This window comes from Streptomyces sp. NPDC055189, from assembly GCF_053606765.1.
Genome location: NZ_JBSGSG010000079.1, coordinates 1 through 13,280, shown reverse-complemented (window position 1 = coordinate 13,280; position 13,280 = coordinate 1). Strand labels below are relative to the sequence as shown.

Below are 13,280 nucleotides of genomic sequence, written 5' to 3'. Positions count from 1 at the left end.
ATGCGATCAGGCGGAAAGGCTGGCGCGACCCTTGCCACGACGGTTCGCGAGGATCGCGCGACCGGCACGGGTGCGCATCCGCAGGCGGAAGCCGTGGGTCTTGGCGCGACGGCGGTTGTTCGGCTGGAAGGTGCGCTTGCTCACTCGGGGGCTCCAGAAATGATTGTGTGGTGGCGGGACATCGCCTGGCTGTCACCGTGCGCCCACGAGAAGCTCGCGAATACGCACCGAGTGCACCGCTTCACAATCACAGATCGTGATCTTTGCCCATCGGAGGCAGGCGGCAGCAGCCATCGACAACTCGACCTGGTCACGGTACGCGGGGCTACGCCATCCGGTCAAACCGACCGTCAGGGGGAGACACTGTGCACAGCCTGTGGACAACAACTTGAACCGCAGCCGTTGCCCTGACTACCGTGGCCAAACTCCGATTCATTCCCTTCTCCCTCCCCATCCCGATTTCCGTCCCTAGAAACCACACCTTCGTGGGACCCCGTGAGAGAGCGTGCCTTGTGGCTGACGTACCTGCCGATCTTGCCGCAGTGTGGCCACGAGTTCTGGAGCAGCTGCTGGGTGAGGGGCGGGGGCACGGTGTCGACGCGAAGGACGAGCGCTGGATCAAGCGCTGCCAGCCGCTCGCGCTGGTCGCGGACACCGCACTGCTGGCCGTACCGAACGAATTCGCCAAGGGCGTGCTCGAGGGACGGCTCGCACCCATTGTCAGCGAGTCGCTGAGCCGCGAGTGCGGCCGCCCGATCCGTATCGCCATCACGGTGGACGACTCGGTCGGCGACCCCATGGACCGGCCCACCCCGCCGGCGCCGCCGCTCCAGCAGCAGCCCGGTCAGCAACAGCAGCAGCGCTACGAAGATCCCGAGCAGCACCAGGGCCCCGGTCAGGGACATGAGTCGTACGACGCTTACGGGCGCCGCGTACCGGACGAGCACTCCCCGGGCCGGGGGCCCGGCGACCAGCTGCCGACCACCCGCCCCGCGTACCCCGACTACCAGCGCCCCGCGCCCGGCGCCTGGCCGCAGCAACACCAGCAGCATCAGCCTCAGCAGCACCAGCCCCCGCAGCAGGACGACTACGGCTGGCAGCAGCAGCGGCTCGGCTTCCCCGAGCGGGATCCGTACGCGAACCCTCCGCAGCCCCAGCACGACTACCGGTCGCAGCCGCCGCAGCACTCCCCGTACGAACAGCACCGCCAGGAGCGGCAGAACCGCCAGGACCAGCAGGACCACCACGACCGGCGTGAGCGGCACGAGCAGTCGCCCGGCTCCGGCGGGCACTCCGGTCCCAGGGGAGGCGGGCACGGCAACGGCCACGGTGTCCACGGCAGCGGCGCCCCCGGCCCGCTGGCCGCGCAGCCGGCTCCGGCGTCCGCTCCCGGTGAGCCCACCGCGCGCCTCAACCCGAAGTACCTCTTCGACACCTTCGTGATCGGTGCGTCGAACCGTTTCGCGCACGCGGCGGCCGTCGCCGTCGCCGAGGCGCCCGCCAAGGCGTACAACCCTCTCTTCATCTACGGAGAGTCCGGCCTCGGCAAGACGCACCTTCTGCACGCCATCGGGCACTACGCCCGCAGCCTCTATCCCGGCACGCGCGTGCGCTACGTGAGCTCCGAGGAGTTCACGAACGAGTTCATCAACTCCATCCGCGACGGCAAGGGCGACACCTTCCGCAAGCGGTACCGCGAGATGGACATCCTGCTCGTCGACGACATCCAGTTCCTCGCGAGCAAGGAGTCGACGCAGGAGGAGTTCTTCCACACCTTCAATACGCTCCACAACGCGAACAAGCAGATCGTGCTCTCCAGTGACCGGCCGCCCAAGCAGCTGGTGACCCTGGAGGACCGGCTGCGCAACCGCTTCGAGTGGGGCCTGATCACCGACGTCCAGCCGCCGGAGCTGGAGACGCGTATCGCCATCCTTCGTAAGAAGGCGGTACAGGAGCAGCTCAACGCCCCGCCGGAGGTCCTGGAGTTCATCGCGTCCCGTATCTCACGCAACATCCGTGAGCTCGAGGGCGCGCTGATCCGGGTCACGGCCTTCGCCTCGCTCAATCGGCAGCCGGTGGACCTGGGTCTGACGGAGATCGTCCTCAAGGACCTGATCCCGGGCGGCGAGGACGCGGCCCCGGAGATCACGGCGACGGCCATCATGGCCGCGACCGCGGACTACTTCGGCCTCACGGTGGACGACCTCTGCGGATCCTCGCGCAGCCGCGTCCTGGTGACGGCCCGCCAGATCGCGATGTACCTCTGCCGCGAGCTGACGGACCTCTCGCTGCCCAAGATCGGCGCGCAGTTCGGCGGACGTGACCACACGACGGTCATGCACGCGGACCGCAAGATCCGCGCGCTGATGGCGGAGCGGCGCTCGATCTACAACCAGGTCACCGAGCTCACCAACCGCATCAAGAACGGCTGAGACGCGCACAGCTGCGCTGAGAGCCACTGAGAGCCGCACACGCGTACCGCTGACACGTCGTCGAAGGGCGCCCCGGAACAACTTCCGGGGCGCCCTTTGCCGTTGCGCACGCGCGCGTGGCCCCCCTTCGGCCCTCTCCGCTGTTCGATTTCCCCAGCTGAGAGGGCTGTTCTCCACAGATGTGTGCTCTTTTTTCTCTCCACACCCCGGGGACCGGGAAGTTGTCCAGATGATGTCCACAGGCGACCCTGCTGAGGGATCATCAAGCCAGGTCAGGTGGTTGTGGATTCGTGGACGAAGACTCTCCACAGGCTGTGGATGAAAATCTCGTCCACAGGGTGTGCATGAACTTGTCCACCGGCAACCCACAGGCTCGGCCCGGTTGTCCCCAGCTTTCCCCAGCTTCTCCACACGGCTGTCCACTGTTCGGCAACGCAACGCGCCCCGTCACCGTGCCGAGTGAAAGGCGTCACACCAAGGAGGTCGGTTGGCCTGTGGGGAAGGTGGGTAAAGCTGGGGACAGTGCTGGGGAGAAGTACCCCTTGCCTGTGCACCGGGTGTGCAGAACTTTCGCCCGTCCACAGAAACCACCGGTTGTCCACCGCCTCCGCCCACAGGCACAGTGGATAAAAAACCGGCACTGACCTGCGAAAACAGGGTTATCCACGGTTTCCACAGGCCCTACTACTACTCCCACTTAGAGTCACCGGGGAATTCGCTTGGAAGGGGGGCCTGTGCACAACTCGCTCTCCGGACCTCCGACGCCGCTCGTCACGACTTGACCCCGACGGGCACCCGCTGTCAGTGCGGTGCGTCAGACTGGTCCCCAGTGCCAGCAACAGCAGGAGGGCGGCTAAGTGAAGATCCGGGTGGAACGCGACGTACTCGCAGAGGCGGTGGCGTGGGCGGCGCGCAGTCTCCCGGCCCGGCCTCCGGCGCCTGTGCTGGCAGGTCTGCTGCTGAAGGCCGAGGAAGGCGCACTGAGCCTGTCGAGCTTCGACTACGAGGTCTCGGCGCGTGTCTCCGTGGACGCCGAGATCGACGACGAGGGCACGGTCCTCGTCTCCGGCCGGCTGCTCGCCGACATCTGCCGCGCCCTTCCCAACCGTCCGGTGGAGATCTCCACAGACGGTGTACGGGCCACGGTGGTCTGCGGCTCCTCGCGATTCACACTCCACACGCTTCCTGTGGAGGAGTACCCCGCGCTGCCGCAGATGCCCACCGCGACCGGCACGGTCCCCGGTGAGGTCTTCGCCTCCGCCGCCTCCCAGGTGGCCATCGCCGCGGGCCGCGACGACACGCTGCCCGTCCTGACCGGCGTACGCATCGAGATCGAGGGCGACACGGTCACGCTTGCCTCCACCGACCGCTACCGCTTCGCGGTCCGCGAGTTCCTGTGGAAGCCGGAGAACCCCGAGGCGTCCGCGGTCGCCCTGGTGCCCGCCAAGACGCTCCTGGACACCGCCAAGGCGCTCACGAGCGGCGACACGGTCACCCTGGCCCTTTCGGGCTCCGGTGCCGGTGAGGGCCTGATCGGCTTCGAGGGAGCAGGGCGGCGTACGACCACGCGTCTCCTCGAGGGCGACCTCCCGAAGTACAAGACGCTCTTCCCCACGGAGTTCAACTCGATCGCGGTCATTGAGACCGCCCCGTTCGTCGAGGCCGTGAAGCGCGTGGCCCTGGTGGCCGAGCGGAACACTCCGGTCCGGCTCAGCTTCGAGCAGGGCGTGCTCATCCTGGAGGCCGGTTCCAGCGACGACGCACAGGCTGTGGAGAGGGTCGACGCGCAGCTCGAGGGCGACGACGTCTCGATCGCCTTCAACCCGACGTTCCTGCTCGACGGCCTGAGCGCGATCGACTCCCCGGTCGCCCAGCTGTCGTTCACGACGTCGACGAAGCCCGCGCTCCTGAGCGGCCGGCCGGCGATGGATGCGGAGGCCGACGAGGCGTACAAGTACCTGATCATGCCTGTACGTCTGAGCGGCTGAGCCCACAGGTGTGAGCGAGCGTCCGGGCGTAGGCTCGGACGCGGGTACGAAGGTGCCTTCACGCCACATCGCTACTTAAGGAACCACTGATGGAGCTCGGTCTCGTCGGCCTCGGCAAGATGGGCGGCAATATGCGTGAGCGCATCCGCCGCGCAGGCCACACCGTCATCGGATACGACCGCAACCAGGACGTCGCGGATGTCCACAGCCTCGAAGAGCTTGTGGGCAAGCTCAAGGGTCCGCGCGTCGTCTGGGTGATGGTTCCGGCCGGAGCCGCGACCCAGTCCACCGTCGACGAGCTCGCCGAACTGCTCCAGCCGGGTGACGTCGTCGTGGACGGCGGCAACTCCCGCTGGACCGACGACGAGAAGCACGCCGAGGAGCTCGCCGCCAAGGGCATCGGATTCGTCGACTGCGGCGTCTCCGGCGGTGTCTGGGGCCTGCAGAACGGCTACGCGCTCATGTACGGCGGCGACGCCGAGCACATCGCGAAGGTCCAGCCGGTCTTCGACGCCCTCAAGCCCGAGGGTGACTTCGGTTCCGTGCACGCGGGCAAGGTCGGCGCGGGCCACTTCTCGAAGATGGTCCACAACGGCATCGAGTACGCCATGATGCAGGCCTACGCCGAGGGCTGGGAGCTCCTGGAGAAGGTCGACTCCGTCACGGACGTGCGCGAGGTCTTCCGCTCCTGGCAGGAGGGCACGGTCATCCGTTCCTGGCTGCTCGACCTCGCGGTCAACGCCCTGGACGACGACGAGCACCTGCAGAAGCTGCGCGGATTCGCGCAGGACTCCGGCGAGGGCCGGTGGACGGTGGAAGCCGCCATCGACAACGCCGTGCCGCTGCCCGCCATCACGGCCTCGCTCTTCGCCCGGTTCGCCTCGCGACAGGACGACTCCCCGCAGATGAAGATGATCGCGGCGCTGCGCAACCAGTTCGGCGGCCACGCCGTCGAGTCCAAGAGCGAGAACTGATCCACAGCCTGTGCGGGAAACTGTGCAGGTCTATCGCAAGTGAAGTACGCCGGGGGAGGTCGGCGCACACCATGCACGTCACGCATCTGTCGCTGGCCGACTTCCGTTCGTACGCCCGGGTCGAGGTGCCCCTCGATCCGGGCGTCACCGCGTTCGTGGGCCCGAACGGCCAGGGGAAGACCAACCTCGTCGAGGCCGTCGGCTATCTCGCCACCCTCGGCAGCCACCGGGTCTCCTCGGATGCGCCGCTGGTGCGCATGGGCGCCGAGCGCGCCGTCATCAGGGCCCAGGTCCGCCAGGGCGAGCGCCAGCAGCTGATCGAACTCGAACTCAATCCGGGCAAGGCCAACCGCGCCCGCATCAACAGGTCGTCGCAGGTCAGGCCCCGTGATGTGCTCGGAATCGTGCGCACGGTGCTGTTCGCGCCCGAGGATCTGGCCCTGATCAAGGGCGACCCCGGTGAGCGCAGGCGCTTCCTCGACGAGCTGATCACGGCGCGCTCCCCCCGCATGGCGGGCGTGCGCTCCGACTACGACCGCGTGCTGAAGCAGCGCAACACCCTCCTGAAGTCGGCGGCCCTGGCGCGGCGCCACGGCGGGCGCTCCATGGACCTGTCCACACTCGACGTCTGGGACCAGCACCTCGCGCGCGTGGGCGCGGAGCTGCTCACGCAGCGCCTCGACCTGATCGCCGCGCTGCAACCGCTGGCCGACAAGGCGTACGAGCAGCTGGCACCCGGCGGCGGCCCCGTCTCGCTGGAGTACAAGCCGTCCGCGCCGGGCGAAGGACACACGCGCGAGGCCCTCTACGAGCAGTTGATCGCCGCCCTCGAAGAGGCGCGCAAGCAGGAGATCGAGCGGGGCGTGACGCTGGTCGGGCCGCACCGCGACGACCTGATCCTGAAGCTGGGCCAGCTCCCCGCGAAGGGGTACGCGAGCCACGGCGAGTCCTGGTCGTACGCCCTGGCGCTGCGCCTGGCCTCGTACGACCTCCTGCGCGCCGAGGGGAACGAACCGGTGCTCGTCCTGGACGACGTGTTCGCGGAACTCGACGCGCGCCGCAGGGAGCGCCTGGCGGAGCTGGTGGCGCCCGGCGAGCAGGTCCTGGTCACGGCCGCCGTGGACGACGACGTGCCGGGCGTGCTCGCCGGGACGCGGTTCGAGGTGTCGGACGGCGTGGTGGAGCGCGTATGACCTGCCTGAGCAGGGAGCGCGTATGAGCGCCGAAGAGCCTGCCGAGGGCGCCCCTCAGGACGCGGGACCGCCGAAGAAGACCCCCGAGCCCTCCGGCGTCGACCTCGCCCGGGTCGCTCTGCGTGCCGCCAAGGAACAGGCACGCGCGCGTGGAGACGCCGCGCAGCAGAAGAAGCAGGCCCGCAGGGGCGGCCTGCGCTCCGGCGCGCGCGCCGACGGGCGTGACCCGCAACCGCTCGGCTCCGCGATCAACCGCCTGATCACCGAGCGCGGCTGGGAGACGCCGGCCGCGGTCGGCGGGGTGATGGGCCGCTGGCCGCAGATCGTCGGCGACGACCTGGCCAACCACTGCGTCCCGCAGCGTTACGACGAGAACGAGCGGATCCTGACCGTCCAGTGCGACTCCACGGCCTGGGCGACGAACCTGCGCCTGCTGGCCCCGCAACTGGTCGCGCGCCTCAACGAAGACCTGGGTCACGGCACCGTGCGCCTCATCAAAGTCCTCGGTCCCGGTGGTCCCCCGCGTCGCTTCGGACCCCTGCGCGCACCGGGCAGCACAGGCCCCGGGGACACCTACGGCTGAGGCCGTACCGGTTGGTAGCTCGGGGTTGACACCCCGAAGCGCTGAGTGCCGCTGTGAGCCTCTTAGAGCCCCAGGCCGCATATGGGGAGTCGGATGATGCCGGTTCAGGACGGCACATGCGGACTCAGGTACCGGCAAACCCCCATCACTGTCGGCGCTACCGGTAGACTGGAAGCTAATCCCGCCCCACTTGTGGGACGCACCGAGCAACGCTGACTATCGCTGAACGACGCAGCCGCTCCGGCCACCGCCGGGTGCTTGGCTTGTGCTGTGCCAGAAAGGGCGCTTCGTGGCCGATTCCGGCAACCCCAACGAGAACATCCCGTCCACCGCCGCCGGCGAGAACGGCGAGGTCACAGCCTCGTACGACGCCAGCGCGATCACCGTCCTCGAGGGTCTGGACGCGGTCCGCAAGCGACCTGGCATGTACATCGGGTCGACCGGTGAGCGTGGCCTGCACCACCTCGTGCAAGAGGTTGTCGACAACTCCGTCGACGAAGCCCTCGCCGGGCACGCGGACACCATCGACGTGACGATCCTGCCCGACGGCGGCGTGCGCGTGGTCGACAACGGCCGTGGCATCCCCGTCGACATGCACCCGGTGGAGAAGAAGCCCGCGGTGGAGGTCGTTCTGACCGTCCTGCACGCGGGCGGAAAGTTCGGCGGCGGCGGGTACGCCGTCTCCGGTGGTCTGCACGGCGTCGGCGTCTCCGTCGTGAACGCCCTGTCCACCAAGCTCGCGGTCGAGATCAAGCGCGACGGCTTCCGCTGGACCCAGGACTTCAAGCTGGGCGTGCCGACGGCCCCGCTGGCCAAGCACGAGGCGGTCGAGGAGTCGGGCACCACGGTCACCTTCTGGGCCGACCCGGACGTCTTCGAGACGACCGAGTACTCCTTCGAGACGCTCGCGCGGCGCTTCCAGGAGATGGCGTTCCTCAACAAGGGTTTGACCATCAAACTCACTGATGAGCGCGAGTCGGCGAAGGCGACGGCGGGTGCGGACTCGACCGAGGCCACCGACGACGAGGCCGCCGAGGCCCGCACGGTGACGTACTACTACGAAGGCGGCATCGTCGACTTCGTGAAGTACCTCAACTCCCGTAAGGGCGAGGTGATCCACCCGACCGTCATCGACGTCGAGGCCGAGGACAAGGAGCGCATGCTCTCGGCCGAGATCGCCATGCAGTGGAACTCGCAGTACACCGAAGGTGTCTACTCCTTCGCGAACACGATCCACACGCATGAGGGCGGTACGCACGAAGAGGGCTTCAGGGCCGCCCTGACGGGCCTGGTCAACCGGTACGCGCGCGAGAAGAAGCTGCTGCGCGAGAAGGACGACAACCTCACGGGCGAGGACATCCGCGAGGGTCTGACGGCGATCATCTCGGTGAAGCTGGGCGAGCCGCAGTTCGAGGGCCAGACCAAGACCAAGCTGGGCAACACCGAGGCGAAGACCTTCGTGCAGAAGGTCGTGCACGAGCACCTCACGGACTGGTTCGACCGGAACCCGAACGAGGCCTCGGACATCATCCGTAAGAGCATCCAGGCCGCCACGGCCCGCGTCGCCGCCCGCAAGGCGCGCGACCTGACCCGGCGCAAGGGGCTGCTCGAATCGGCCTCGCTGCCCGGAAAGCTCAGCGACTGCCAGTCGAACGACCCGACGAAGTGCGAGATCTTCATCGTCGAGGGTGACTCCGCCGGTGGTTCGGCGAAGTCCGGCCGTGACCCGATGTACCAGGCGATCCTGCCCATCCGAGGCAAGATCCTGAACGTCGAGAAGGCGCGGATCGACAAGATCCTGCACAACCAGGAAGTCCAGGCCCTCATCTCGGCCTTCGGCACGGGCGTGCACGAGGACTTCGACATCGAGAAGCTCCGCTATCACAAGATCATCCTGATGGCGGACGCCGACGTCGACGGCCAGCACATCAACACCCTGCTCCTGACGTTCCTGTTCCGCTTCATGCGGCCGCTCGTCGAGTCCGGGCACGTGTACCTCTCGCGCCCGCCGCTCTACAAGATCAAGTGGACGCGCGACGACTTCCAGTACGCGTACTCCGACCGTGAGCGCGACGCCCTGATCGAGCTCGGCCGCCAGGCCGGCAAGCGCGTCAGGGACGACTCGGTCCAGCGCTTCAAGGGTCTCGGCGAGATGAACGCCGAGGAGCTGCGCGTCACGACGATGGACCAGGATCACCGCGTTCTCGGCCAGGTCACCCTGGACGACGCGGCGCAGGCCGACGACCTGTTCTCGGTGCTGATGGGAGAGGACGTCGAGGCGAGGCGCTCGTTCATTCAGCGCAACGCCAAGGACGTCCGCTTCCTCGACATCTGAGTCGGCCGTACAAGCCGCACCTCGAAAGGACTTTGACCAGCAATGGCCGACGAGAACACCCCTGTGATGCCCGAAGAGGAGCCCGCCGTTCCCGGCGTGGGCATGCGTGTCGAGCCCGTCGGGCTCGAGACGGAGATGCAGCGCTCGTACCTCGACTACGCGATGTCCGTCATCGTGTCGCGTGCGCTGCCCGACGTACGGGACGGCCTCAAGCCCGTCCACCGCCGCGTCCTGTACGCGATGTACGACGGCGGATACCGCCCCGAGAAGGGCTTCTACAAGTGCGCCCGCGTCGTCGGCGACGTCATGGGCACCTACCACCCGCACGGCGACTCCTCCATCTACGACGCCCTGGTCCGCCTGGCCCAGCCGTGGTCGATGCGGATGCCGCTTGTGGACTCCAACGGAAACTTCGGCTCCCCGGGCAACGACCCGGCGGCCGCCATGCGGTACACCGAGTGCAAGATGGCGCCGCTGGCCATGGAGATGGTCCGTGACATCGACGAGGAGACCGTCGACTTCACGGACAACTACGACGGCCGCAACCAGGAGCCGACGGTCCTGCCGGCGCGCTTCCCGAACCTGCTGATCAACGGCTCGGCGGGCATCGCGGTCGGCATGGCCACCAACATCCCGCCGCACAACCTCCGCGAGGTCGCGGCGGGCGCGCAGTGGGCCCTGGAGCACCCGGACGCCTCGCACGAGGAGCTTCTCGACGCGCTCATCGAGCGCATCAAGGGCCCCGATTTCCCCACCGGCGCACTAGTAGTGGGCCGCAAGGGCATCGAGGAGGCGTACCGCACGGGCCGTGGCTCCATCACGATGCGCGCGGTCGTCGCGGTCGAGGAGATCCAGAACCGCCAGTGCCTGGTGGTCACCGAGCTCCCCTACCAGACCAACCCCGACAACCTCGCGCAGAAGATCGCGGACCTGGTCAAGGACGGCAGGGTCGGCGGCATCGCCGACGTGCGCGACGAGACGTCGTCGCGCACGGGCCAGCGCCTCGTCGTGGTCCTGAAGCGGGACGCGGTCGCCAAGGTCGTCCTGAACAACCTCTACAAGCACACCGACCTGCAGTCGAACTTCAGCGCCAACATGTTGGCCCTGGTCGACGGTGTGCCGCGCACCCTCTCCCTGGACGCGTTCATCCGCCACTGGGTGACGCACCAGGTCGAGGTCATCGTCCGGCGCACGAAGTACAGGCTGCGCAAGGCCGAGGAGCGGGCCCACATCCTGCGCGGCCTGCTGAAGGCCCTGGACGCGATCGACGAGGTCATCGCGCTCATCCGGGCCAGCCAGACGGTCGACGTCGCGCGTGAGGGCCTGATGGGCCTGCTCTCGATCGACGAGATCCAGGCCAACGCCATCCTCGAGATGCAGCTGCGCCGGCTCGCCGCCCTGGAGCGCCAGAAGATCGTCGCCGAGCACGACGAACTGCAGGCGAAGATCAACGAGTACAACGCGATCCTGGCCTCGCCCGAGCGGCAGCGCCAGATCATCAGCGAGGAGCTCGCGGCGATCGTCGACAAGTTCGGCGAGGACCGTCGCTCGGCGCTCGTGCCCTTCGACGGCGACATGTCCATGGAGGACCTGATCGCCGAGGACGACATCGTCGTCACGATCACGCGCGGCGGTTACGTCAAGCGCACGAAGACCGTCGATTACCGCTCCCAGAAGCGCGGCGGCAAGGGAGTCCGCGGCACGAAGCTGAAGGAAGACGACATCGTCGACCACTTCTTCGTGTCGACGACCCACCACTGGCTGCTGTTCTTCACCAACAAGGGCCGGGTCTACCGGGCGAAGGCGTACGAACTGCCGGACGCCGGACGCGACGCCCGCGGCCAGCACGTGGCGAACCTGCTCGCCTTCCAGCCGGACGAGAAGATCGCCGAGATCCTCGCGATCCGTGACTACGAAGCGGTGCCCTACCTGGTTCTCGCCACAAAGGGCGGCCTCGTAAAGAAGACCCCGCTCAAGGACTACGACTCGCCCCGCGCCGGCGGCGTCATCGCGATCAACCTCCGCGAGACGGACGACGGCAAGGACGACGAGCTGATCGGCGCCGAACTCGTGTCGGCCGAGGACGATCTGCTGCTCATCAGCAAGAAGGCACAGTCGATCAGGTTCACCGCGACGGACGATGCGCTGCGTCCCATGGGCCGCGCGACCTCGGGCGTCAAGGGAATGAGTTTCCGCGGCGGCGACGAACTGCTCTCGATGAATGTCGTCAGGCCGGGTACTTTCGTCTTCACCGCAACCGACGGTGGGTACGCCAAGCGCACCAACGTCGACGAGTACCGCGTCCAGGGTCGTGGTGGCCTCGGCATCAAGGCCGCCAAGATCGTGGAGGACCGCGGCGAACTCGTGGGCGCGCTGGTGACGGAGGAGACCGACGAGATCCTCGCCATCACCCTGGGCGGCGGTGTGATTCGTACGCGAGTCAACGAGGTCAGGGAGACGGGCCGTGACACCATGGGCGTCCAACTGATCAACCTGGGCAAGCGCGATGCCGTGGTCGGTATCGCTCGTAACGCCGAGGCCGGACGCGAGGCTGAGGAAGTCGACGGTGACATCGTCGTCGAATCGGCAGACGGCGAGCCGGTCGCCGGTACGGACGAGGGCACGGAGTCCACGGCCGAGTAGCGCGAGGAGAGAGTCATCGTGAGTGGAGCCACGGGCGCCGGAGCAAGTGGAACCGGCCCAGCCGGTACAGACGGTGTCCGTGGCTCCGCCACTGATTCTCCCGACTCGCATGAGTCCCGTGGATCCCAGGGGGGAACCGTGACCGACACCCGAGGGCCGCAGTCGGCTCAGTCACCGCAGTACGACGCGTCGTACGCTGCCGGGGCCCAGGCGTCCCAGGGCGGCGGTGGCGCCCTGCCAGGGGAGCGGCAGCCCCAGCAGCAGGGTTCCCAGCCGTACCACCCGCCGCAGGCCTATCAGCAGGGCTCCCAGACGGGTTCCGTGCGCAGGCCGCGGACCGGGGCGCGCACGACGCCTCGTACGCGCAAGGCGCGGCTGCGGGTGGCCAAGGTCGACCCGTGGTCGGTGATGAAGGTCAGCTTCCTGCTCTCCATCGCGCTCGGCATCTGCACGATCGTCGCGGCCGCCGTGCTGTGGATGGTCATGGATGCCATGGGCGTCTTCTCGACTGTGGGCGGCACGATCTCCGAGGCGACGGGATCGAACGAGTCCAACGGCTTCGACCTGCAGTCCTTCCTGTCGCTGCCGCGCGTCCTGATGTTCACGACGATCATCGCGGTCATCGACGTGGTTCTCGCCACGGCCCTCGCGACGCTCGGCGCCTTCATCTACAACCTCTCCGCGGGCTTCGTGGGCGGCGTCGAGCTGACGCTGGCCGAGGACGAGTAGTTCTCTTCCTGCTCGCTTCTTGTATGCCGTAGGGATACGCATCTTCCGTAGGGCTACGTAGAGCTGCGTAGCCCTACGTGCGGTCTACGTAGGACCAGGGTTCCGCCCCCACAGGGCGGGGCCCTGTTCTGCTTCCCGGCCGCCTCCTCCGGCTGCCTGCTCCCTGCCGGTCCGGTCCCTCAGGGCCTGTCCGGTCCCCTCGGAGGTATCGATTTTGGGACTGGCCCGCACGTGCGCTAATCTTCAGAGGTCAGCGCGCGGGACACACCGCAGCGCGGCGGGGCTATAGCTCAGTTGGTTAGAGCGCATCCCTGATAAGGATGAGGCCACAGGTTCAAATCCTGTTAGCCCCACAGACACGAAGAAGACCCCCAACCCATCGGTTGGGGGTCTTCTTCGTGTC

Annotated in this window: 9 protein-coding genes and 1 tRNA gene; 9 read left to right on the top strand and 1 reads right to left on the bottom strand. The window is 67.7% G+C overall.

The genetic code is table 11. The features are described from left to right. Positions 1–6: 6 nt before the first annotated feature. Positions 7–144, bottom strand: coding sequence for a 50S ribosomal protein L34 (gene rpmH / locus ACWFR3_RS36675; protein ID WP_006381191.1), 138 nt, complete (start codon positions 142–144; stop codon positions 7–9). Positions 145–512: 368 nt separating this feature from the next. Between rpmH and dnaA the strand changes: the two genes are divergently transcribed. The 9 genes from dnaA to ACWFR3_RS36630 all read left to right on the top strand — a co-directional run bounded on the left by dnaA (position 513) and on the right by ACWFR3_RS36630 (position 13,230). Continuing rightward, positions 513–2,432 carry a chromosomal replication initiator protein DnaA gene (gene dnaA, locus ACWFR3_RS36670; RefSeq protein ID WP_453739029.1) on the top strand — a complete coding sequence of 640 codons (1,920 nt, stop codon included), beginning with the start codon at positions 513–515 and terminating at the stop codon, positions 2,430–2,432. Positions 2,433–3,289: 857 nt separating this feature from the next. Then, positions 3,290–4,420 carry a DNA polymerase III subunit beta gene (dnaN, locus tag ACWFR3_RS36665; protein WP_453739028.1) on the top strand — a complete coding sequence of 377 codons (1,131 nt, stop codon included), beginning with the start codon at positions 3,290–3,292 and terminating at the stop codon, positions 4,418–4,420. 89 nt (positions 4,421–4,509) lie between these two features. After that, on the top strand, positions 4,510–5,394 hold the full coding sequence (gnd, locus tag ACWFR3_RS36660; RefSeq protein WP_453739027.1) for a phosphogluconate dehydrogenase (NAD(+)-dependent, decarboxylating): 885 nt from the start codon (positions 4,510–4,512) through the stop codon (positions 5,392–5,394). 71 nt (positions 5,395–5,465) lie between these two features. Continuing rightward, on the top strand, positions 5,466–6,587 hold the full coding sequence (gene recF / locus ACWFR3_RS36655) for a DNA replication/repair protein RecF (protein WP_453739026.1): 1,122 nt from the start codon (positions 5,466–5,468) through the stop codon (positions 6,585–6,587). A gap of 22 nt (positions 6,588–6,609) precedes the next feature. Continuing rightward, positions 6,610–7,170 (top strand): DUF721 domain-containing protein, encoded by a 561-nt coding sequence (locus tag ACWFR3_RS36650; RefSeq protein ID WP_453739025.1) that lies wholly within the window; start codon positions 6,610–6,612, stop codon positions 7,168–7,170. A gap of 265 nt (positions 7,171–7,435) precedes the next feature. Continuing rightward, the gene (gyrB, locus tag ACWFR3_RS36645) at positions 7,436–9,505 is read left to right on the top strand and encodes a DNA topoisomerase (ATP-hydrolyzing) subunit B (protein ID WP_453739024.1); all 2,070 of its coding nucleotides are present in this window, start codon (positions 7,436–7,438) and stop codon (positions 9,503–9,505) included. A 42-nt stretch (positions 9,506–9,547) separates the two neighbouring features. After that, a complete protein-coding gene (gene gyrA, locus ACWFR3_RS36640; protein WP_453739023.1) occupies positions 9,548–12,148 on the top strand; it encodes a DNA gyrase subunit A in 2,601 nt (866 codons plus the stop codon). Between the two features lie 18 nt (positions 12,149–12,166). Then, positions 12,167–12,877 (top strand): DUF3566 domain-containing protein, encoded by a 711-nt coding sequence (locus ACWFR3_RS36635; protein ID WP_453739022.1) that lies wholly within the window; start codon positions 12,167–12,169, stop codon positions 12,875–12,877. Positions 12,878–13,156: 279 nt separating this feature from the next. Next, a tRNA-Ile gene (locus ACWFR3_RS36630) sits at positions 13,157–13,230 on the top strand. Positions 13,231–13,280 lie beyond the last annotated feature (50 nt).